The organism is Vibrio sp. 99-70-13A1, from assembly GCF_013114625.1.
Taxonomy (GTDB): Bacteria; Pseudomonadota; Gammaproteobacteria; order Enterobacterales; family Vibrionaceae; genus Vibrio.
On record NZ_VTXD01000003.1, the window covers coordinates 252,339 to 276,973 of the forward strand.

Here is a 24,635-nt window from a genome sequence, read left to right on the forward strand (position 1 = left end):
GTGAATTTACCCCTTTATTTTTTATTGATATAGGGAAATAATGAAAATAATTAATTCCAAAATTGGCATAATCAGATGCGAGCAGACGATTTAATCCTGTTTTCACAGGTAGTAGAGCTGGGTTCATTTAGTAAGGTTGCAGAGCAAAATAACCTTACAAATTCGGTAGTTAGTAAAAGAATAGCCCGATTGGAAGAAGAGATCGGCGTGCAATTATTATATCGAACGACGCGTAAATTAACGTTGACTGAGGCCGGTAAGGCGATCTTGCACGGAGCCAAAAATGTGAAGCAGGCGGCTCAAGAGGCTATGGACGCAGTTTCAGGCTTTGGTGAGAATGTCAGCGGTCATATCAAAATGTCAGTGCCTTCCATTTCAGGGGATCTAATTCTTGCTGATGCGGTTGCGGAGTTTTGTAATATGCACCCAGGTTTAACGGTCGATATGTCACTCGACAACCGTTTTGTTGACTTGGTGGAGGATGGCTTCGATTTAGTCATCAGAACGGGTTACTTAGAGGATTCGAGCTTAATTGCTCGGCATATCTTGGATTCTCAGTGGGTCGTTTGCGCTTCGCCGTCGTACATCGCAAAAAACAGTAAACCGATGCACCCTAAAGATTTAGTGGCGCATAACTGCTTGCAGTACGCTTACCAAACGACAGGGGCGAGTGAGTGGCAATTTTTGCATGATAAAGACAGAAACAGTGAGAAAGATAAATACATAGTTCGGGTGTCAGGGTCGTTCTCAACGGACAATGCGACGGCGCTTAGAAAGGCAGCACTAGGTGGGCATGGGGTCGCGTATGTTCCGCGGTGCTTGGTGTATCACGATATTCGTAATGGGCAGCTAGTGGATATCTTCCCGGAATTGGTCGGTAAAAAGTTAGGTATTTACGCGGTGTACCCATTTACTCGCCAACCACCGAATAAAATTAAGTTGCTCATAGAGCACATTCGCACCCGCTATTTAACCATTTCTCATTACTTTTGATTTGGAGATTGGCTAAATCAACATGCGGGATAATGTGTGAAATTATTGACAGATCGCATGATTACACTTTGTCGCATTTAAATACTTGATTGCTGATACAGTAACCGTGACCATGTATTGAGAATTACTATCATTTAAAATTAGGGATGATGATGTCAAATCCAACAAAAGACTCTGCTTCAAAGCAGTCAACGTCAAGTAAAGTAACTTCAAGTTCTCATGTGTATCCAAACACTGAAAAGCGAGTTGTCAGTGACGTCTACTTTGGGCAAACCATTGATGACCCATACCGCTGGCTAGAAGACGACACTAGCGAGGAAACCGCAGAATGGGTAGGCAAACAGAATGCCGTTACTTTTGATTATCTCGACACCATTCCTTACCGCGATGAATTAAGAGCACGCATTGCTCACGCTCAAGATTATAAAAAGAGCTCTCAGCCTTTTGTGCGTGGTGAATACACTTACTGCTATAAAAATGATGGTCTACAAAATCACAGTGTTTTATTCCGCCAAAAAGAAGGGAAAGATCAGGTTGAAGAAGTCTTTCTAGACCCTAACACTTTCTCTGAAGACGGCACGACTTCTCTAGGGTCTGTGTCTTTTTCCAAAGATAACAGCTTAGTGGCTTATTCTATTTCTGAAGGTGGCAGTGATTGGCGTAAAATCTTTGTCATTAACTCTGAAACCAAAGAACAGATTGAACCTGAAATTGTTGATGCCAAATTTACCGATGTATCTTGGCTTGGCAATAAAGGTTTTTACTACTCAAGTTACGATAAGCCAGATGGCAGCCAACTGTCTGCACGTACAGACCAACATAAGCTGTATTACCACGAGTTGGGCACGAGCCAAGATAAAGATAAAGTTATTTTCGGTAATGCCGAGGGCGAGCAGCATCGCTATGTCACTGGCTATACAACGGACGATGATGATTATTTGATCATCTTAGGTCAGGAGTCGACATCAGGAAACCGCTTGTTTTATATCGATCTGAAATCAGCGCCGACACTAGAAGAAGTTCAACCGTTTGAAACACTGATCGACCATGTTGATAGCGACACCTATGTGATAGATAACCAAGGTGATACTTTCATTCTATACACGAACCTCGATGCGCCTAATGGCAAGGTCTCGAGTTTCAATATCCGCACTAAACAATGGCAAGATGTCATCGCTGAAAAGCCACAGCCTTTAGAAATCAGTACCGGAGGTGGGTACTTATTTGCTCATTATATGGTTGATGTTGTTTCTAAAATTCAGCAGTTTGATTATCAAGGCCAGCTGATTCGAGACATTCAGCTGCCCGGTGAAGGCACGGCGAGCGGCTTAAGAGGCAAGAAAGAACATAAGCAGCTGTATTACACATTCACCAACTACGTGACTCCACCCACTATTTTATCGTTCGACGTTGATGCCGGTGAGTCTAACGTTTATCAAAAGTCAGCAGCCCCTTTTGATGCTGATCTCTATGAGTCTAAGCAGGTCTTTTATACATCTAAAGACGGCACAAAAGTCCCTGTGATTATCTCTTATAAAAAAGGCATCTCGCTGGATGGAAGTAACCCAACTATTTTGTACGGTTACGGTGGTTTCAATGTGAGTTTAACTCCTTCTTTTTCAGGCACGGTCGCAAGCTGGCTAGAGCTTGGAGGAGTCTTTGCTGTGCCTAACCTACGTGGTGGTGGCGAATATGGTAAAGATTGGCACAAAGGCGGTACTCAACAGCAAAAGCAGAATGTATTTGATGATTTTATTGCTGCGGCTGAGTTTTTAATTGAACAGGGATACACCAGTTCAGAAACGCTGGCTATTCGAGGTGGCTCAAATGGTGGCTTGCTGGTCGGTGCTTGTATGACTCAGCGACCTGATTTGTTTAAAGTGGCGTTACCGGCCGTGGGCGTACTGGATATGCTGCGTTACCACACGTTTACGTCTGGTGAAGGTTGGGCGTATGACTTTGGCACTTCAGCTCAAAGCCAAGATATGTTTGAGTATCTCTTAGGTTACTCGCCAGTCCATAACGTCGATAGCGTGGCGTACCCAGCAACGCTTGTGACAACCGCTGACCATGATGATCGCGTAGTACCTGCTCACTCATACAAGTTTATCTCTGAGCTTCAAGACAAGCATCAAGGCGAAGCGCCAGTTATGATTCGAATTGATGTGAATGCAGGGCATGGCGCAGGTATGCCATTGAATAAAGTGATTGATCTGACTGCTGATATGTACGCATTCACTTTGTTTAATATGGGTATCAGCCCTAAGTATTAATATGTACTAGGTAAGGTTGGACGAGAAGTGAACGAATAAAAGTGCCGCATTTTATATGCGGCATTTTTGTATTTGAAGAACCACATAAGAAGCGATGACCTGATCGTATTGCTGCCAACAGCGCCTCCGTTTCACTCGATAGCGAGACGTTACATACGCTTACGTTAGGCAACCAATCAATATTGTAATATCCCGTCCAATTAATATTGAGAATTCTGATGAATTATCCGTAGTCAGAGTTCCTCAGTTACCGCATTGATTCGTCTAGACCAAGGATGAATCAATAGGCTGAAATCCATTATTTAGATGACCTTATCAATCCATCATGTGATTAACCCTTCATTATGTTTTTAAGAAACTTATTTGGGCTAAAGCCGTGTTGGCTGGTTTGCTTGTTTTTCTAAAACTCAATGAATCAATTTCGACAGTTAATCTATTACCAATAGATAGTTAACTTTTACCAGTAGAGAGTTAACTTCTACAAATTGGTAGTTAATCACTACCAATAAGAGTGACATCCGAACTGTCGATAATAAACAGGAAGACACAAATGAAATCACTAGTTTTATCGTTGATCACCGCGTCCGTTTTAGTTGGTTGTGGGGGCGGTTCTGGCTCAAGTTCAAGTGGTAGCACGGCGCCAACAGTTAACGGTAATGAATTTAAATCATCATGTAATCATCTTCCAGCTGGTGATGAGCCGTTGGTGTTCACCGTGAAAGGCGATACGGCAGAATTAAGCGGAGCGATATGTGACGGCTCTCCTCGCGCGTTTGATCGAATGATGAGTGACCACGCTAACATTAAGCTTTTAAAGTTTGTTGATATCCCTGGTTCACTCGACGATGAAGCAAACCTCAAACTTGCTTATAAAGTGAGAAGTAAAAACTTAAATAGCTTTATTGATTCGGATGGTGTCATTGCTTCTGGAGGCACGGACTTATTCTTAGCTGGAGTTGAGCGCACTGTGGTAAGTGGCGCATAGATAGGCGTTCACTCGTGGAGTAACGGACAAATCAGTGGCGCATCTTTACCAAGAGATCCTAATCACGCTTCACATAAGCCTTACATTGATTACTACCAAGCTATGGGGTTATCCGATCCTGCTGGGTTCTATTTCTTCACTTTGGATGCCGCACCTGCAGAAGATATTTACAACCTAACGCCGGCAGAGATTAAGAAGTACCAATTCAACAATGTTGCGACGGCTAAGGTTACCGACCCACGTGCAACTTACAGCGCTACTTATACAGAACTTCAAAGTGTTCTTTTTGATGTAAAAAGCGATACCAAACATGGTTTGAATGCTGAAAACAATGTACGAACTATTGCCTATATTATTGATGAGTCAGTTTCTTCGGTATTTAAGGCTTTTAATGTATCAACAATTAAAGAGCTAGAAGCACTGTTAAAAACCCATGGAAACTCGTTTGTAAAAGCGAATTATAAAGCGACGATTGAAGCGGATGGCGCTTTAAAAGTCGTCACCGTTAACAAAGCTAATATTGGCTTTTCAGGTCCAAGAATTATTGAGCATGAAAAAGGTATCGCGGAATTTAAAAAGCCAGCTAAAGAAACGGAAATGATAATTTTACTGAAAGATCATGTAGTTGATGTAGATCTTTTCGGTAAAAAATTCAGTCATTCTAAGTCTGATTCCAATCAAGAGTTTGTTTTATGCGCAATACCAGAAACGAGCGATCAAGGTGAAAACGAAGTTCACACACGTTTTTGTAGCAAAACAGCGATTAGCGCGGCTAACGTCAATACTGCAAATGAAGTGACCATTTCTACTAAAAACAAAAAGACAGGCAAAGTTGAAGTTCAAGTAATGAAACTAGAAAATTATAATTTTGAGTTGAACAGAAAGCAGAGCACGTTAGTACAACAATAAACATTACTATCATAAGCAATACTATCAAGCCGTCAATGTTGGCGGCTTAATTTCAGGTTACCAATGAAAAACATCATCTTAGCCTTACTTCTTTCGTGTTTATCTTCCGTCAGCTTTAGCCATAATTTAGGATTCGACCCTCGATTTTATACTGAGTATGCCCCTGAATTTTATCCTGAAGACTACTCCCAAGAAGTCATATCGAATGAGCACTTAACATTTGTCCTTTATTTCAACTTTGATTTTCAGTATGACAAAGAACGATATATTGAAGCCGCGAGCCAATGGCTAAGCATTATCAAAAAAGTTGATGGAAAAGATCAGCACACCATTCACATTGTTATCATCGTGTCTGATCATGTTGAAGAGTACGGTTTAGCCGCGGTAGAAGAATATGACAACAAAATACCTTCAATGGGGATTATCTGGATCAGCCCAGATTTGCATGACCCTGACTTTGATCCGAAAAGCTTAAAGCCGACTATTCTGCATGAGTTTGCTCATATTCTTGGCGTTGGAACGTCAAGCGATGAATTTGTAAAAGAATCAAAACAGATTGCAGGTAATGGCTTTTGTATGGAAAACAGCAAAGCGGTTAAAGCCTACAATGAAATTTATAATAGGGATTATGATTGCTTACCATTTTCAGATGATGGTCATTTATATGATTATGTAAATGGAACAGATAAGAAGCGTGATTTGGACTCATCAGGGCAAACCGTTCCACCAATGCCCCATGAATTAATGGCGAATGGTGATGACTTAGGACCTGTGACGTTATCAATCATTGATGATTTGGGCTTTAAGCTTTACGACTGACATCCGGCTCTAAATTGCCTTGTTTTTATAAAGTGAAGGCAACCACCATGAAAAATTTCAGCATTGTGAAACCTCATCATTGACCAGCGGTTTTTCAAGGTTGAACCCTGCATAGGTTTCGTGACTGAACCCGCCAAAATCCATGAAATGAAAGCGATTTCAAACCGGCATTTATTTTTAATCTCTTCCTATCTTTCTGAAAATTAAAAGATAACAACGGTTATGTATTATTCTAAAAATTTCATGAGAATTTCATGAATGTACCAGTGTGAAGAGCCGCTTATTTTTCAATTGTTTCATTGCTTAATATTTCTCCTGTTCGAATTAAACATAAAAATAACAGGGAAAATTAAATGAAAAATTTTAAGCTTTTGCCAATAACAGTAGCAGTGGCGGCTTCGGTTGCATCTCTTTCATCTTTTGCAGCGGACGCCGACATTGAAGCACTAGAAAAACGCATTCAAGAATTGGAATCTCGTGTGGTCGATATCGACTATACCGATGATCAACAACAAGCCATTTTAACACCAGACACACCTGTTACCGACGGAATCATCTTCTCTGGTTATGCCCGTTATGGTGCTCACAGCTCAAGTGGTGATAACCGTTATGTGGAAGTAGGTAGTTCTGGTCGTTCGCTTGGTCGTTTAGGTAATGAATCGAACGGGGGTGAGGTTCAATTGGCTAAAATATTCCAAGCAGACAGTGGTGCCAAATGGGATCTTGTGTTCATGGTTGATGATTGGAGCAACGATGCTTGGGGATCATCTGGTGGTATTAACCTGAAAAAAATGTATGCAGGTGTCACTAACATTTTTGAAAGCCAACCAGAGCTTTACATGTGGGGCGGCCGTGATTTCCACCAACGTCCACAACAAGGTTTGAACGATTACTTCTGGATGACGCATGATGGACAAGGTGGTGGTTTCAATAACTTAAACTTGGGCGCCGCTAAATTTGATATGGCGATTGTCGGCCAAGTGGATTCGGAAGATGGCGCACTCGGTAACGATAATGGTCGCTATGCCGTGACCTCTAAACTTCACTCAATCAATGCAGGCATTGGTAATTTAGATATCTACGCCAACTACGGTTTTGCGTCTGATGAAGCAAACGAAGTGGGTGAAGACAAAGTCAGTGATGAAAATGCTTGGCAATTAGGTGCAACGCTAGGTTTGGGCGAAAGCAATAAATTAGTCATGAAATATGCCGATGGGGCGGATGATTCGGTATTTGATTTAGCTGGAGACAAGAGCGTATTTTATGCCAGTGTCGAAGGTAACTATGCGGTTAGCAATCAATTCATCATCGACTACCTAGTTTCTTACAAAGATATTTCAGGTGATGACTACAAAGATGCAGATACCGGTAGAAACTTAGATAAAAGTGAATACGCGGGTATCGTTCGACCACAATATCAATGGGATGACGTGCATTCGACTTGGCTAGAAGCAGGCTATGCGATGGAAGACTTTGATGATGGCGGTGAGAAAAATGGTTGGAAAGTAACGCTTTCTCAAAACGTTTCACTAGGTGGTATGCCTGGTAGCCGACCAATGCTGCGTTTTTATACCACAGTGGGCGATGTTGAAACGAAAAATATGACGGAACGAAAAACAGAAGATACCTTGGCATTTGGTGCCATGTTTGAAGCTTGGTGGTAAGCCGTAGCCGCCAAAGATTCACATGTTTTAAATAATAAATATTGGTTTCGGTTCAGCGTGTAACCAATATTAATGACTGTCCATTTAAGCCCTAAAGGCAGTTTTATTAGGGCAACATTACATAGATTAACTCCATTATGGGTGCATTCATTGCGCCCATTTTTTTGCGTTTTAGCAAGTCATATTGTTTGACTACATTGTCTGAAAATACGACTCAATGTTCTAATGATTGGCTCGCGCTTATTCACTTCGAAAATTATTAAATAATTCGATAAAAAGTCACCATTTCATAAGATTCAGCATGATTTCATGAAACAGTTTCATGGAGTGGCGTTTATTTGTAAGCGCTTTCAATGTTTGCCAATCTCGCCATTTAACCCCGAGCTTAGTGTGATGACTCTCACTCAAACGAACACGAACTTCGTCAATAATCCTTTATGAAAGCGGTTACAAGTTAATGAAGTATCGAGGTTCGAGTGGCAACAATAAAGCACGTATCAGAACATGCTGGTGTATCTCAGGCGACAGTTTCAAGAGTGATTAATGGAACGAGCCGAGTCAGTCATGACAAGAAACTAAAAGTTGAAAAAGCAATTAAAGAGTTGGGGTATCGCCCTAATTCAATTGCTCAAGCTTTAGCGTCTAGTCGTAGTGGCAGTATTGGGATTGTTGTACCTGAACTGGGTGGTTCTTTCTATTCGGGGATTTTGCATTGTTTAGAAGAGAACCTCCGCCGCTTTGGTTATCACGCTGTGGTGACCGCTGGTTCAAATACAGAGCAAGGGCAACGTGAGTCTGTGGAGTTTCTATTAGGGCGCCGAGTGGATGCTTTGATACTTCATACTCAGTTGCTAAGTGATGACTACTTAATTGAGCTGGAAGAACAGGGAACCCCTGTGGTTTTAATTAACCGCTTTATTCCAGAAATGGCAATGAGCTGCATAGATATTGATAACGAGGTCGGGGGACAACTTGCGACTCAATATTTACTGCAACAGGGGCACACCAGAATAGCGTGTATTACAGGGCCTTTAGATAAAGCAGATGCTCGGGGGCGTTTGCAAGGTTATCGAAAGGCTTTGGAAGAGGCGAATGTGCCATTCGATGAAGCATTGGTGTCAGAAGCTGGGTTCACTGAACAAACCGGCGTCAGCGCTATGAAGAAATTGATTAACCGTAAGTGCCAATTTACGGCGGTATTTGCTTCAAACGATCACATGGCATTTGGCGCATTTGAAGTGCTGCATGAAGAAGGGCTCTCTGTACCAAAGGACGTTTCTCTTGTGGGCTTTGATAACACCATATTCGCGCGATACTTAACCCCGAGTTTGACCACCATTAACTTTCCAATAGAAGAGATGAGCATTGAAGCGGTTCAGCTGACTTTGCAAAAACTCAACAAGATTAAACGTGATGTGAATTTTAAATTGTTGCCGACTTTGGTTGCTAGAAACTCGGTTACGAATTTACTAGATACCCTATAAAAATATTAAGGATAGAACATGAAACTTAAGACCTTAGCGCTTTCTTGCGCAGTCGCTTTAGGACTTGCTGCAACAGCAAACGCTGCTGATAAAGAAATTCGTTTTGACGGATTTCCCGATTTCGACAGCAGCCTGAAAGTATTACTGCCTGATTTTGAGAAGGAAACGGGAATCAAAGTCGACTACCTAATGAATAACCACGGTGATCACCATACGAAACTAACGACAAACTTGGCGACGGGTTCTGGTGCGGGTGATGTGATTGTGGTGGATGTAGAAAAAATCGGTCCATTTGTCGGCTCTGGCGGTCTAGTGAACTTGTCTGAAAACTACGGTGCAGATAAATACGAAGAACGATTCGCACCATATGCTTGGGCACAAGGTAAAGGTGCAGACGGCGACATGTATGGCATTCCTGTCGACCTCGGTCCAGGTGTTATGTACTACCGTACTGACGTATTCGAAAAAGCGGGTATTGATGTCAATGAAGCCATCAAAGATTGGGATTCATACATCGCGGCTGGTGAAAAACTGAAAGAGCAAAACGTCCAACTTATTGCTTCGGCAGCCGACGTGGCACAAGCGATTATCTTCACGACAGTTCCAGAAGGTGAAGGTCTGTACTTCGATAAAGATGGTAACCCAGTGGTGACATCAGAGCGTTTTGTTCACGCTTTTGAAGTAGCGAAAGAAATCCGCGACAAAGGTTTAGATGGTCGCATTCTGGCTTGGTCTAACGAATGGTACGAAGGCTTCCGCAACGGCACATTTGCGACTCAACTTTCTGGCGCTTGGTTACTTGGTCACTTAAACAACTGGATTGCACCTGAAACCAAAGGTAAGTGGGCAGTAGAAAATTTACCAGATGGTATCTACGGCAGCTGGGGTGGTTCATTCCTATCTATTCCAACTCAATCAGACAACCCAGATGAAGCATGGGCGCTGATTAAATACATGACGACCGAACGTGATGTGCAGCTTAAACATTTCGAAACGATTGCGGCTTTCCCTGCCAACGTAACCACGTATGACGATGCGTTATTCCAAGAAGAAATGGAGTTCCTTGGTGGACAAAAAGCTCGCTTAATCTTTGCTGAAGTTGCTCAAAACATTAAGCCAGTATCTCCAGCTCAAGGCGATCACGTTGCACGTTCTATCATTTTAGAGAACGCGTTGATGGAAGTGCTTGATGAAGGTAAAGACATCGAGACTGCGCTTAAAGAAGCTGAGCGTCTAATCAAGCGTCGCACGCGTAATCTTTAATTTGTTTTTACTTTAAGTAAGTGAGGAAGCGTGGAAACGCGCTTCCTTTTCTAAGAGGTCGTTACTATGAATCATACAGCGAGCACAACCATAGAAACTTCGGAGCAAAGCCTTTTTTCTCGTCTGAATTTGAAAGCGCTTACACCGTATGGATTTCTTCTGCCGTTTCTGATCATTTTTTCTGTATTTGGGATTTTCCCGCTGTTGTTCTCTGTCTACCTGTCGTTCCATGAGTGGAACCCAGTAAGAGGCATGGATGCGATGGAGTTCGTTGGTTTAGAGAACTATCACATTGCCTTAACTGACCCATGGTTATGGCGTTCGTTAAAGAACACATTGTGGCTAGCCATCACGTCAGGTGTAGCTCAGCATTTAGTCGCTATTCCAGTGGCTTATATGTTGGTTTCTATGGGTGACCGCATGCGTCACTGGCTAACATCGGCGTACTTTTTACCGTTCATTACATCAACGGTCGCAGCGTCACTGATTTTCTTCAACATGTACTCTCCTAACTCAGGAATAATTAACCAAACGTTAATGGCTCTGGCTGATAGCACACTGTTTGGCTGGGCATTCGCTTGGGTTAATGATTTTCAACCAATCCGTTGGTTAGACGATGCCACTATGGTGAAGCCGTCTATCGCCATCATGGTTTTCTGGAAATATACCGGTTTTAACATTGTCCTTTACACCACGGGTTTAATGACGATTCCTAAAGACATTTTAGAAGCTGCTCGCATGGATGGTGCCAATGCCTTCCGCCGCTTCTGGAACATTTCACTGCCAATGATTCGTCCATTCATCTTCTTTGCAATCACTATGACCATCATCGGTAACTTGCAGATGTTTGAAGAACCGTTCGTCCTAACGCGTGGTACGGGTGGTACGGGTCAATCAGGTTTAACTATCTCTATGTACCTCTATAAAGTGGGTTGGGAATGGCTAGAAATGGGCACAGCATCAGCGATTTCATGGTTACTGTTTGCACTCATCGCAACGTGTACTTTGGTTCAGTTTGTATTATTCGGTAAGAAAGGCTTAGGGGAGCATTAATATGTCTACATCAATTAAGACAAGTACGTCGCCTTTAAGTGGTTTTATGCCAAGCGAACGCAGCATGTACATTCTGACTAAGATCCTAATGATCATGCTCGGCATCTTACTGGTGGTTTCAGCGCTAATTACGGTGTTCCCGTTTGTATGGTCGGCACTGTTATCGACTCGTGACCGTTCTGAAATTTTCGGTACAGGCATCAGCTTTGCTATTGGCGATAGCCTAGCGATTAACTATGCCAAGTTGCTTGAAATCATGCCGTTTTGGAAAGCGATGTTTAACTCGATTTACGTGGCTTTCTTAGGTACCACCATCTCGCTGCTGTTTTGTAGCATGGGTGGTTACGCATTTGCTGTGTTTAAGTTCCGCGGTAAGAACGTGTTGTTCGGCATGCTGGTTGGCTCAATGGCGATTCCGCCTGTGCTTAGCTTGATTCCTTACTTCATGATCGTGAAATTCCTAGGCTTGCTGGATAACCACATGGCGGTATGGCTACCGTTCACCACCACACCATTTGGTATCTTTTTGATGCGTCAGCACGTGATTGCATCGATTCCGAAAGAGCTACTTGAAGCAGCGAAATTGGATGGTGCGGGTGAGTTCAGAACGTACTGGAGTGTGGTACTGCCACTGATGAAGCCTGCACTAGCAACACTTGCGATTGTTCAGTTCGTTTTCTTCTGGAACATGTTTATGCAGCCTCTCGTGGTGCTCAACAACCCAGATAATTACGTGATTACACAAGCACTACGAAGCGTTCAAGGCATTCCGAATACGCCATGGGGCGCGGTAATGCTAGGTACCACCATTTCTATTTTACCGCTCGTGATTACTTACTTGTTCGCATCGAAACAGATGATCAGTGGTTTAACGTCCGGCGCAGTTAAAGGTTAGGTTTAAGGGTTATAACAATGAATAAATATCAACTTCCAAGTGATTCAAAGTTACGCAGTAAGGAATTTGTATTCGGTGTCGCGACATCTTCATACCAAATTGAAGGCGGCGTTGAAGAAGGCGGTCGTACACCGTCTATCTGGGACACTTTTTGCAAAACGCCGGGCAAGGTCGATAACGGCGACAATGGTGATGTGGCGTGTGATCACTACCATTTATGGCAACAAGATATCGAGATGATTCAAGGCTTAGGCGTTGATGCTTACCGCCTGTCAATTGCATGGCCTCGAATCCTGCCTCAAGACGGTGTGGTGAATCAAGAAGGCTTAGAATTTTATGGTCAGATCATCGATGAGTGTCATGCGCGTGGAATGAAAGTGTATGTGACGCTTTATCACTGGGATCTGCCGCAATACCTTGAAGATAAAGGCGGCTGGCTAAACCGTGAAACGTCTTACAAATTCGCAGAATACGCAGAAGTGGTGAGCAAATACTTTGGCGATACCATTGATGTGTACACCACGCTGAACGAACCGTTTGTTTCTGCGTTCCTAGGCTACCGTTGGGGCGAGCACGCGCCAGGCATCAAGGGTGAAAAAGAGGGCTACTTAGCTTCTCATCACTTGATGCTAGGACATGGTTTGGCGATGCCGATTCTTCGTAAGAATGCACCGAACGCTAAGCACGGTGTGGTATTCAACGCGACTCCGGCTTATCCGTTTACGCCACAAGATCAAGCGGCAGCCGATTACTGTGAAGCCGAAAACTACCACTGGTTCATTGACCCAGTATTAAAAGGCGGGTACCCACAGCTAGTGGTTGAACGCCAAGCGATGAACATGCCGATGATTTTAGAGGGCGATCTCGACATTATCAGCGCACCAGTTGATTACATCGGCATCAACTACTACACACGTAATGTCGCTCGCTTTAATGAGAACGGCGACATTGAATCGGTGAAACAAACTGACGCTGAACACACTTACATCGGCTGGGAAATCAACCCACAAGGCTTGACCGATTTATTGGTCAGACTGGATGCTCGCTACGAAAATATGCCACCTATCTACATCACAGAGAACGGTGCAGCCGGCAACGACGAGCGTGTAAACGGACAAGTGATGGACGAGCAACGAGTTCGTTATTTCCAAGGTCACATCGAAGCGGTTCACAACGCAGTTGAAGCAGGTGTGAAAGTCGACGGTTACTTCGCTTGGAGCCTGATGGATAACTTTGAGTGGGCATTCGGCTACTGCCAGCGATTTGGCATTGTCCATGTCGACTACACCACCCAAGAAAGAACATTGAAACAGAGCGCAATAGCGTACCGAAACATGCTTCTAGAGCGCGCTGAGGAGAACAGATAATGGCTAAAGTAGAATTTAAGAACATCAAAAAATCATTCGGTGATGTTGAAGTCGTCAAAGAGTTTGATTTTACAGTTGAAGATGGTGAGTTCGTGGTTTTCCTTGGCCCATCTGGCTGTGGTAAATCGACAACGCTACGTATGCTTGCTGGCCTTGAAAGTATCAGCTCTGGTGACATCGTGGTTGGCGGCAAGCTGATGAATAAAGTCGACGCGAAAGACCGTGACCTGGCGATGGTATTCCAAAGCTACGCTCTGTACCCGCACATGACGGTGTACGAGAACATCGCCTTTGCTCTGAAGCTGAAGGGCATGCCGAAAGCAGAAATCGACGTAGAAGTGCTAAAAGCGGCGAAAATGCTTGAGCTTGATCCACTACTCAACCGTAAGCCGAAAGAGCTTTCTGGTGGTCAGCGTCAACGTGTGGCAATGGGCCGTGCGATGGTTCGTACGCCTAAAGTCTTCTTGTTTGATGAGCCGTTGTCTAACCTTGATGCAAAACTTCGTGGCGTGATGCGTGAAGAGATCAAACACCTACACCGTGAACTTAAAACCACCACGATCTACGTAACCCACGATCAGATCGAAGCGATGACACTGGCGGATCGTATTGTGATCTTGAAAGACGGTTATGTCGCTCAAGTTGGCACGCCAACCGAGGTGTTCCAGCGTCCTGCAAACAAGTTTGTCGCACAATTCATTGGTAACCCATCAATGAACATGTTGGAAGCAAAACTGATTGAAAAAGAAGGCGAGTACTTCGTTGAAATCGGCGATGTTCATATCCCACTGCCTGAGCGTTTTAAGTCTCTGGCGTCTAAGAACCTAGCGCTGCATTTTGGTGTTCGTCCAACAGACATTCACCTACGTGCCGAGCAAGTTGACCACGACCGCGTGCTGCCATTCCCTGTGAAAATCAAAGACAAGGAATTACTGGGCGCAAGCATTCTTCTGAAAACAGAAATTGGGGGTCAACCGCTGATGGTTGAAACTCAAGCGGCTGAAGTGGATGTAAAAAATCTGACGCTTTACTTGGATTTGGATGCTTTCCACTTGTTCGATGCTCTGAGTGAGAACTCACTAGCGAGCTGATTTGCAAGGGCGAGTGAGAGAAGCCTGACTAAACGGCTAATTCCAACGGTTAAGTCTGCCATTGAGCTAACACCAACCAACTTACGACAAATTGTTTTGGCTCCTCCTGATTTGGGAGGGGCTAGGGATAGTGATGATGAAATTCGGATATTTTGACGATAAAAACAAAGAATACGTAGCAACCACACCGTGCACACCGATCAAATGGTGTAACTACGTGGGCACATTAGATTTCGGTGGCATTGTAGATAGCAACGGCGGCGTATTGCTGTGTAAGGGCGATCCTGCGCTCAACCGTATCACTAAGTACATTGCTCAACTGCCAAACTCAGACTTCAAAGGCTCAACCATGTACCTTAAGGTACGTGATGAAGCGGGCAACGTGGAAATATTCTCACCTTTCTACACGCCAACTCTGAAGCCGTTGGATAAGTTTGAAAACCACACCGGCTTGTCTTACACCACCATCATTGCAGAAGCGTTTGGTGTGCGTTGTGAAGCGACTTTCTTCGTGCCAAAAGCTGACCAAGTCTTGTTGCAAGACATCAAAGTCACCAACATTTCAGACAAAGCTCTGCACGTTAATGTGGTGCCTGTATACGAGTTCACGCACTTCGATGCACTTAAGCAGTTACTTAATGCTGACTGGGTGCCACAAACCATGACGCTTAAAGCGCACCAGCAAGAATCGGGTCATACCGTGCTTGAGCAGTACGCCTTTATGAAGCGCGATTATGCGGTGAACTTGATGACAGCGGATCGCCCTGCGACGTCTTTTGATGGTGATCGCCAATCGTTCCTAGGGAACTTGGGCTACGGTACATGGGCAGCGCCAGAAGCACTAAACAATGATGAACTAGGCAACACCGAGTGTTTGCGTGGCGACAATATTGGTGCACTTAACCTACGTCTGGGTTGGTTATCTCCAGAGCAAACCGAACGTACGATTGTGCAAATCGCACAGGAAGAGAGCCTAGAAGCAGCATTGCCTTTATTGGCTAAATATCGTGACCATCAAGTGGTCGATTCGGCTTTCGATGAACTGGCTGAACATTGGGATGGTTACCTACAAGCGGTTCAGGTTGAGACGCCGGATCCGGCAATGAACTCGATGCTTAACGTACATAACCCACGTCAGTGTCACACAACCAAAAACTGGTCTCGTTACTTGTCTCTGTATCAGCTTGGCTATGGCGCACGTGGCATCGGCTTCCGTGATTCTTCGCAAGATACGTTGGGCGTAATTGCTCACATGCCAGAAGAAGCGCGCGAGTTCATTGAGCGTCTGTTGTCTGTTCAGAACACTAACGGTTCTGCGATGCATCAGTTCTTCCCATCAACGATGGAAGCGAACGCGGGTGACTCACGTGAAGAAGAAGATCGCCCTGATTATTATGGTGATGATCACCTGTGGATCATCTACGCGGTGACTCAATATGTGAAAGAAACGGGCAATGCAGACTTCTTGAATAAAGAGATCCCGTTCTACCAGAAAGACAAAGACGGCAACCCAATTGAAACCGGAACGGTTTGGAATCACCTATGCCGCTCTATTGAATTTACTTACACCAATACTGGTGAGCACGGTCTACCGTTATTGGGTTTCGCTGACTGGAATGACACGGTGAACCTGCCAACAGGTGCTGAGTCGATGATGGTTGCCAATATGTACGGCAAAGCACTGCTCGACATGTTGGACTTGTGTGAGCTGCGTGGTGAAGCGCAACTGACGGCTAAGTTTAACGATCAGTACCAACAGATGCAGAGCACGGTGAATGAGTGCGGCTGGGATGGTGAGTGGTTTGTTCGTTACTTTGATGAGCAAGGCTTACCAATTGGCTCTTATAAGAATGAGCAAGGGCAGATCTACACCAACGGTCAAAGTTGGCCTGTGATCTCTGGTTTCGCGACTCAAGAACGTGCCACGCAAGCACTAGATTCGGTTTACAACAAACTGAACACCACCAATGGCATCAAGCTTTCAACACCAGGTTACAACGGTTTTGATCCTCAACTAGGTGGCGTTTCTACGTACCCACCAGGCGCGAAAGAGAATGGCGGTATCTTTTTGCATTCAAACCCTTGGGTAATGATCGCAGAAGCGAAAATGGGTAATGGTGAGCGTGCTTATGAGTATTACCGCCAAATCAACCCTGCGTCTAAGAACGATGACATCGATACCTTTGAATCTGAACCTTACTGCTACCCACAAAACATCTTGGGTGATGAACACAAACAGTTCGGTCTAGGGCGTAATGCATGGCTTTCAGGTACTTCATCTTGGACTTACGTGGCGGGTACGCAGTGGATTCTGGGTGTTCGTCCTGAAGTAGATGGCTTGCTAGTGGACCCTTGTATTCCGGCTGAGTGGCCTGAATTTAAAGTGCGTCGTCAGTTCCGTGGTGCGACATACAACATTCATGTCACTAACCCAAATAACGTGTGTAAGGGCGTGGTTGAAATGAAAGTAAATGGTGATCTGATTTCAGGTAACAAAGCGCCTATTTTTACTACCGGTGAACATAGCGTTGAGGTGATATTAGGTTAGCAATGGAAAGGGCGCTTAGTGCGCCCTTTATCCGTTGCTTCTTGTGCGATTTGTCTGGCTGTTAGCCGTGGTATTGAGCTTGGCATTGCCAGCTAAAGGTTTGGGTTTGCTGCGGTTCTAAGGTGAGTAATCCAATCTTGTTATTGAATGCATCCGCAGGGCAAGTCATTGGTTCTATGGCAATACTCTGCTCTTTCGTTGGAGTGTATAGCTGAATGAATGGGTAGCTAGAATCTTGTTGGTAATGTAAACAAGCTTTGGCATCGGCGCGTTCAAGTGTGAGGTTGATTGGAGTATTCCCTTCAAATTCAAAGCAATTGTTGAGGATTTGATTTGCCAATGAGCCCCCTTTTGAAAAGGCGTTGAAAGCATGCTTTTGACCACTCGGTAAATCGTTAACGTGCTCGAGTTCTAAACAAGTTGGCATGGTTAAGGTGCAATGTTCACGCTGGGTATCTAAAGAAAAGTATGGGTGCCAAGCATCACCAAACGGGAAGGTAGCGTCACCTTGGTTATGAACGCTGGTGGAACATGTTAGTAAACCAGCAATATCAATGGTGAAGGTCACACTCAACACAAAGGCAAATGGAAAACCGTCATGAAGCTTCTGGGTAGAATATTGTACTGTGACGCTTGCTTTTGATTCATCCGCGGATGAATCAACCACAGAGAAAGCTTGGTTATAAAGTAACCCATGCACGGCATGTTCAGACCATGAAAAATTAGCCGGAAGTTGGTGGGTTTGATCATTAAATTGAAAACGACCGTTATTTAGTCGATTAGGAAATGGAAATAATTTCGCACTACGAGAAAAAAAAGGATTCTGTTTAATGAGATCATCAGAATCTTTATAGCCGCAAATAAAAGAGAATGGACTATTATTAACTATGTATTTATTAATTATTGCGCCAAATCCATTGATTATTTGTAGTTCTATACCATGTTGGGAGTTTAATATTGTCACAGCGTCAAGACTTCCAAAATTTTCATTTATAATTTTAAACATGTTGATGTCTCCATTTTTTAAAGATATTAACAAGAAGAATAAAATATTCAATGGTGGTTTTAAAAAATGAAAAATAAAATTCCATACACTACATATTTTGGTAAATCAGAGCAGTTATGCAAAAAAGGTGATGCCGTTGAATTCATCCAACCATGGTATACGCCAATATCGACAACGCCTGAAAATACAGGAATGGCAATTGGTGGAATAGGTAATACATTCACCTTAACACCAAATGGAAGTACGCCTAACTTCAGTTTTATTCCAGGTATATTTGTCGATATTTCAAATCAAGATATTAATTTTAATGACTTTTATGCTTCGGTGATGGATGTGCCATCTATCGATTCGCTAGCCGTTATGTCAATTCAAGAACTTAGCGTTCACTTAAATTTTTATCCAGTTCTGTTTGATGGGAAAAAGATAGATAAAGATAACTTATCAGATGCTTTGTTATTGATTAAGTCAGCTTTGCTGGCTGGTGAATTTTATAATGATAATAAAAGTAATTTTATAAAATGGAATGTGTATTTTTCTGAAAAAACTCAGTTTTATATTAAAAAAGATTGCAAGTCACTAATTTGCCAACTATATGTTGCATTGGATTTTTTCAATGGTTTGTTAATTAATAAAAATTCAAAATTAATATCTTTAACTTCAAGTGAATCTAAATTACCAAATTCAATTAATGATTGTGATATTGATTATCGAGCATTATATCCATTCTCTGAATATGAATACTCATGTTTTAGCGATGTGACTATTAAAAGGAAAGTGGCCTCTCCTATCGTCCAAGGAAATAAAAGGCTTTGTTCTTTACCTGTGCACTGGAATCACTTTGAATGTGAGAATAAATCCGATCAAACTCGTGTTATTACTTTAGTGCAACCATTGCAGAATTTGATTGGCTCTAATTATCAAAAAAGTCGTGATGGCATTCAAGACTCCGCCTGTGATTTATCTCAAAATCCGATCGATCAGAAGCATCATTCAGTTTCTTTGAATCATGGTGATTTGGTGTTCACTGGGGCGCGTTTAACAAGTGATTCTCCTTATCAAAGTGACATCGAGGGGGAAGTGGTTTATGGCGTGCAAGTGGATAAATACTTGATTGAACAAGGTAAAGTGTCTGTTTCCGTTAAACCTTCTCTTTATACGTCTAAAACTGAAAAGCAAGTTGAATACGCCTTACGCACGGGTCGAACTAATGCAGAATTTGAAACCGGAATATACAGCGGAAGGGAAGCGTTAAGTGCATTAGTCACCGTCCAATTGGAGTTGGAACCTGATGAAGTGATAGAGCTTCGTTTTGCGCAAGTGATGGCGCACAGTAAAGTGCTATTGAACGATTGGGCTTCAGAAAAGGCATACACTCAGTTCTACCCTCAAACGATGCCTGCAATCGATATTCTTAATGATGTGCTTCCTGAATTAGCCAATATTGAACGCACTATTGTGGTCCAGCAGGCAGACTTCTTGGCTGAAGCTCAGCAGAAAATAGAGAACCCTGAGTCAGCTTTGCGTTATTCAACCATGGCAATGAATTCACTCTCTTTTTTAGCAGAATCCACGGTGTGGGATAAAGACGATAAGTTCTTAGTGAAAGAGTGTGTCGACTACCCATTCTTTAACTCTCTAGATGTGTATTTCTACGGATCGTTCTCTCTGCTCTATTTGCTGCCTGAGCTTGATGGTTGCGTGATGAAAGAGTTTTCTAAAGCCATTCTAGCGGAAGACTTTACCAAACGTCGTTACTGGGAATACGAGGCAACGCCAAACGCGGAATTGATTGATGACAAGTACCAAGGTGTACGTGCCATTAGAGGGGCGGTAATCCATGATTTGGGCAGCCCATTTGATATCCAGCCTGACGCTTACAGCTGGCACAATGTGAAAGAGTGGAAGGACTTAGCACCCAAATACATCCTTATGGTGTATCGCCACTATCAAAATACACAAGACATCTCTGTGGTTAAAGAGTGCTGGCAAGCAGTGACAGAAAGCATTGAATTTTTGTCTAACTTAATTGCTGAAGGTGACGATTTACCGTTAACCCGAGGTACAGATGACACCTTCGATAATTTGGCGTCTCACGGGATCTCTATTTATTGTGCAAGCCTTTGGGTTGCGGGCTTAAAAGCGGCAAGTGAATTGGCTAAGTTGGTTGGCGAACCAGAATTAGCCGCTGGTTATCTAGAACGTTCAAAGCGTGCATTAGCAACGGTAGAGCAAAGTTTGTGGGATGAAAAGGAAGGCTATTACCACTTTTTTGTTACGCCTATCCAAGCTAAGCATTTAACTGGTGAAGGGTATCAAGCGCTTGAAAATTTAGGTTTATCTTTGACTGGCGATGCCATCGCAGATAAAAATATGCTCAACGATTATCTAAACCAAACCGACCTTTCCATTGATATCAGCAAACTTGATCAGCGAGCCTCTAAAAAGCGCTTATTGAGTGATGTAGCGCCACAAGCCTTTACGGAAGATTATTCAAATCTAGTGCCAGATTCAGACAATAGCTTTGGTGATGCCTTGCTAGCCGACAGCTACCTAAAGCTAATGGGACTAGAAGGTATCTTTCCAGAAGGGCGGATTCAACGTGCGTTAGATTATGTGTATAAACACAATTTTGAGATTAACAGCCCGACATTAGGTGTCGCAAACATGACCCTTGCAGACGGTTCGCCACATGAAGCGTTTCAAGCTCAAGATGTTTGGATTGGTGTTCAATTCAGTGTTGCGACGGCGTTGAAATTAGCGGCTAAAACTCCACAATCTGAACAGCTAATGGACACCGTATATACCGCGTTATATGACTACTCGAAGATCCCATTTGCTGCGCCAGAAGGGTTCAACTGCTCGGTAACTGTAACTGAGTCAGAATTGGTAAATGTATTTAACTTGCCAATAAATGAAGCGAAGTCATGGGTCGATGCGTTGATTGAGCAAGAAATTTTGTTTTTTGATAAACGCGTCAACCCAATGTTAACGAAAGATACTGATGAGTTTGTTAGTATACTTAAGATAAACGTCCCAACAGCTACGGCAAGAGCTTTACATAAATGGCTATTGAGTACGGGTCTAAAATATACAGCGGGTCGATATTTTAGACCTGGGATGATATTCGCTTATTTATACTAAGATGCGTATTAAATGAGTGAATGATCGTTAAATGAAAGGGAGCAATTGAGCTCCTTTATTTTTATCAGTTTAGAGTTTGGTTTATTTAGAAACGCGCTTGCCTGTTGCTCAGTTTGCCTACTGAGATTTTTAGTAGAATTAGGCTTAAATAATAAACATACCTCTATAATCGAGTTATCAAAGGTTTTCATAGACGGCTTCAACTTCACGTTTAAAGGTTTAGGGAACAAAAAATGCGCACTAAAACTAGAAAGGCAACCGTATACGACGTCGCTAAACTCGCGGGTGTATCTCCCAGTACCGTTTCTCGTTTTTTGAATCGAACGACCTATGTGTCGGATGATAAAAGTCAAAATATTGAGCAAGCTATAAAAGATACGGGTTATAAACCTAACTTTCAGGCGCAAGAAAATCTCAATCGCCGCTCATTGACCGTTGGGGTATTAGTCCAGCACCCAGATAGCCCCTACACTAGCCGCATTTTGAATGACATGGAGAAAACCTTGATTGCACAGGGCTATTCTCTTGTGATTGCGACGGGCCACTGGCAGAAAAAACTTGAAATCCATGCTTTGGAATATTTAGCCAAAAGCAATGTGGACGGTATGATCATCGTGACGGGAAGCGTGACGAATGAAGATATAGCCAAATATGCTAAAGATATCCCTATCGTAATGGTTGGGTATGACATCGTAGAAGAGAATGTTCGCTCACTAAACATTGACAATGTTTTGGGTGGTTATATGGCGACTTTGCACTTATTGCAGCAAGGGCATGTCAATATCGCGCATATTAAAGGTCTAGCTTCGCAGCCAGATTCAGGCGCACGCTTTGAAGGATATAAGAAAGCAATAGCGGAAGCTGGCATTAAAGTGAGACCAAAACTAGTTAAGCAGGGTGACTTTAGCTGTGAACAAGGCTATGAAAAAACGGTAGAACTGATCGAATCGAAAGTGCATTTCTCGGCTTTGTTTGCCGCAAATGACCAAACGGCTTATGGCGCAATTAAAGCACTGCATGATCATGGGTATAAAGTTCCTGAAGATGTCTCTGTTATCGGGTTTGATGATTTGCCCACTTCCAAATACTTCACACCTGCACTTACAACTTTGAGGCAGCCAATAGAAGAGATAGGCGAAGTTTGCGCGGAGTCGATTCTTAATCTGATGTCAGGGGAAAGACATGAAGCTAGGTTGCCACCCATTGATTTAATTGTTCGTGAATCGACAAAATCTCTGTATCGATAAGTTGAGCGTCGAGATTAAATGATTAAGTAAAAGTAAAAGTAAAAGTAAAAAATGAAAATGAAGGTCGAAGTGAAAATTCCTTAAGATAGAAAGTCACAGGAATTAAAAAGTAACAGACACAAAAAAAGTCGCCTCCGTGCGACTTTTTTTGTTTTTGGCGGCCAAACCAGATTAGCTATATCCATTCTTGCTCCAATCCATTTAGGAGTTATCCAAGACGGTATATCTATATGACGTTGTTATTTCCAATTAGTTCAATTTAAGCTGCATTTTCTTTCGGTGTTTCATCTAAATCGAAAGATGCATCAATTAGCTTTTGTGTGTATTCATTTTGCGGGTTATGGAAAATCTCATCTGCCGTGCCTTGTTCCATCACTTCACCCTTTTGCATCACGAGTACGCGATCAGATAGTGCTTTAACAACCGACAAGTCATGGCTGATAAATAAGAAGCCGATGTTGTGTTTTTTCTGAATGTCTTTAAGCAGGTCAATAACCGTTAATTGAACAGAACGATCAAGTGCTGATGTAGGCTCATCTAATAGAATGAATGAAGGTTCTAGGATTAGAGATCGAGCAATCGCGATACGTTGTCTCTGACCTCCAGAAAACTCATGTGGGTAGCGGTTAATTGAATTAGCTTCTAAACGAACTTCTTCAAGTGCTACACGCGCACGTTGTAAGCGTTCTTTCTTCGACAGGTGAGGTTGATGCACGGTTAAGCCTTCCGTGATTATCTCGCCTACTGTCATTCTTGGTGATAAAGAACCATAAGGGTCTTGGAACACCATCTGTACATCTTTTTTCAATTTAAAACGCTCAGTATCGGTGAGTAAGCTGAGGTCTTTGCCTTTGTAAACAATACGACCTGTAGAAGGAAGTAAGCCAATCAATGCGCGTCCAAGGGTTGATTTACCAGAGCCAGATTCACCAACAATGCCCAAGGTTTCGCCTTGTTTCAGTGATAATGAAATGCCTTTAACCGCTTCAAAATACTGGTTCTTGCTCTTAATGAAATGTTGTTTCACTAGGAATTTAACGCGAATATCTTCTACCGTGAGTAGATCTGGCGCATCGGGTTCAATAGGCTCTTTTTGCCCTTTCGGAATTGAATTAATAAGCATGCGTGTATAGTCATGTTTCGGATCATTGAATAAGGCTTGTGTCTCGCCTTCTTCTACTAACTCACCTTTACACATCACAAGAACTCGGTCAGCAAAGTGCTTCACTACACCAAGGTCGTGGGTAATAAATAAAATCGCCATGCCCATTTTTTCTTGGATTTCTTTTATCAAACCAAGCACTTCAGCTTGAACCGTTACATCTAGTGCGGTTGTGGGTTCATCTGCAATAAGAATGTCAGGTTCGTTGATTAAGGCCATCGCGATCATGATGCGTTGTAGTTGACCGCCAGAAAATTCATGTGGGTATTTAGTATAGGCTTGGTCAATGTTTGGTAGATGCACGAGTTCGAACAATTCTAGAACGCGTTTTTTAGCATCGGATTTACTTACTTTTCGGTGGCACATGATCGCTTCTGCGACTTGTATACCGACACGTAAATAAGGGTTGAGTGATGTCATTGGCTCTTGAAAAATCATGCCGATTCGATCGCCACGTATTGCCTGCATTTGACGCTCGGTTTTGTCTAAAACCTGCTCACCTTCAAATTCAATTCTAGATTCAGGGTGCAAAATGGCATTGTCAGGAAGTAAACGCATCAGAGCATTACTTGAGACGGATTTACCCGATCCTGATTCACCCACAATCGCGAGCGTTTCCCCTGCTTCTAGTGAGAAATTAATGCCTTTTACGGCGTCAATGATTCCATCATTTGTTTTAAAACTAACGGAAAGATTCTCTACATTGAGAATGGCTTGGTCTGACATGATACGTCC

General features: G+C 43.0%; 17 protein-coding genes. 15 read left to right on the plus strand and 2 right to left on the minus strand.

Translation table 11 applies throughout. The annotated features are described in order from the left end of the window. Window positions 1-75 precede the first annotated feature (75 nt). The 13 genes from F0226_RS04540 to F0226_RS04600 all read left to right on the plus strand — a co-directional run bounded on the left by F0226_RS04540 (window position 76) and on the right by F0226_RS04600 (window position 17,344). A complete protein-coding gene (locus tag F0226_RS04540; protein ID WP_171734525.1) occupies window positions 76-993 on the plus strand; it encodes a LysR family transcriptional regulator in 918 nt (305 codons plus the stop codon). Window positions 994-1,145: 152 nt separating this feature from the next. Next, window positions 1,146-3,266 (plus strand): prolyl oligopeptidase family serine peptidase, encoded by a 2,121-nt coding sequence (locus F0226_RS04545; protein ID WP_171734526.1) that lies wholly within the window; start codon window positions 1,146-1,148, stop codon window positions 3,264-3,266. Between the two features lie 550 nt (window positions 3,267-3,816). Next, window positions 3,817-4,251, plus strand: coding sequence for a hypothetical protein (locus tag F0226_RS04550; RefSeq protein WP_171734527.1), 435 nt, complete (start codon window positions 3,817-3,819; stop codon window positions 4,249-4,251). Window positions 4,252-4,353: 102 nt separating this feature from the next. Continuing rightward, on the plus strand, window positions 4,354-5,160 hold the full coding sequence (locus F0226_RS04555; protein WP_171734528.1) for a hypothetical protein: 807 nt from the start codon (window positions 4,354-4,356) through the stop codon (window positions 5,158-5,160). Between the two features lie 63 nt (window positions 5,161-5,223). Beyond that, on the plus strand, window positions 5,224-5,979 hold the full coding sequence (locus F0226_RS04560; RefSeq protein WP_171734529.1) for a hypothetical protein: 756 nt from the start codon (window positions 5,224-5,226) through the stop codon (window positions 5,977-5,979). Window positions 5,980-6,332: 353 nt separating this feature from the next. After that, entirely contained in the window at window positions 6,333-7,643 is a 1,311-nt protein-coding gene (locus tag F0226_RS04565; protein ID WP_171734530.1) for a carbohydrate porin, read from the plus strand. A 476-nt stretch (window positions 7,644-8,119) separates the two neighbouring features. Continuing rightward, window positions 8,120-9,127, plus strand: coding sequence for a substrate-binding domain-containing protein (locus F0226_RS04570; RefSeq protein WP_171734531.1), 1,008 nt, complete (start codon window positions 8,120-8,122; stop codon window positions 9,125-9,127). 18 nt (window positions 9,128-9,145) lie between these two features. Then, the gene (locus tag F0226_RS04575; RefSeq protein WP_171734532.1) at window positions 9,146-10,390 is read left to right on the plus strand and encodes an extracellular solute-binding protein; all 1,245 of its coding nucleotides are present in this window, start codon (window positions 9,146-9,148) and stop codon (window positions 10,388-10,390) included. Window positions 10,391-10,456: 66 nt separating this feature from the next. Then, window positions 10,457-11,443, plus strand: coding sequence for a sugar ABC transporter permease (locus F0226_RS04580; protein WP_171734533.1), 987 nt, complete (start codon window positions 10,457-10,459; stop codon window positions 11,441-11,443). A gap of 46 nt (window positions 11,444-11,489) precedes the next feature. Continuing rightward, entirely contained in the window at window positions 11,490-12,338 is an 849-nt protein-coding gene (locus F0226_RS04585; protein WP_171734572.1) for a carbohydrate ABC transporter permease, read from the plus strand. A 17-nt stretch (window positions 12,339-12,355) separates the two neighbouring features. Beyond that, the gene (locus F0226_RS04590; protein ID WP_171734534.1) at window positions 12,356-13,705 is read left to right on the plus strand and encodes a GH1 family beta-glucosidase; all 1,350 of its coding nucleotides are present in this window, start codon (window positions 12,356-12,358) and stop codon (window positions 13,703-13,705) included. Next, a complete protein-coding gene (gene ugpC / locus F0226_RS04595) occupies window positions 13,705-14,796 on the plus strand; it encodes a sn-glycerol-3-phosphate ABC transporter ATP-binding protein UgpC (protein WP_171734535.1) in 1,092 nt (363 codons plus the stop codon). The genes F0226_RS04590 and ugpC overlap by 1 nt, the downstream gene beginning before the upstream one ends. Window positions 14,797-14,929: 133 nt before the next feature. Then, entirely contained in the window at window positions 14,930-17,344 is a 2,415-nt protein-coding gene (locus F0226_RS04600) for a glycosyl transferase (RefSeq protein ID WP_171734536.1), read from the plus strand. A 61-nt stretch (window positions 17,345-17,405) separates the two neighbouring features. On the opposite strand, the gene F0226_RS04605 is transcribed toward F0226_RS04600, so the two are convergent. Further along, window positions 17,406-18,350, minus strand: coding sequence for an aldose 1-epimerase (locus F0226_RS04605; RefSeq protein WP_171734537.1), 945 nt, complete (start codon window positions 18,348-18,350; stop codon window positions 17,406-17,408). A 66-nt stretch (window positions 18,351-18,416) separates the two neighbouring features. Between F0226_RS04605 and F0226_RS04610 the strand changes: the two genes are divergently transcribed. Further along, window positions 18,417-21,491 (plus strand): GH116 family glycosyl hydrolase, encoded by a 3,075-nt coding sequence (locus F0226_RS04610; protein WP_171734538.1) that lies wholly within the window; start codon window positions 18,417-18,419, stop codon window positions 21,489-21,491. Window positions 21,492-21,724: 233 nt separating this feature from the next. After that, window positions 21,725-22,738, plus strand: a complete 1,014-nt coding sequence (locus F0226_RS04615) for a substrate-binding domain-containing protein (protein WP_171734539.1) — start codon at window positions 21,725-21,727, stop codon at window positions 22,736-22,738. A 259-nt stretch (window positions 22,739-22,997) separates the two neighbouring features. On the opposite strand, the gene F0226_RS04620 is transcribed toward F0226_RS04615, so the two are convergent. Further along, window positions 22,998-24,626 (minus strand): ABC transporter ATP-binding protein, encoded by a 1,629-nt coding sequence (locus tag F0226_RS04620; RefSeq protein WP_171734540.1) that lies wholly within the window; start codon window positions 24,624-24,626, stop codon window positions 22,998-23,000. Window positions 24,627-24,635 lie beyond the last annotated feature (9 nt).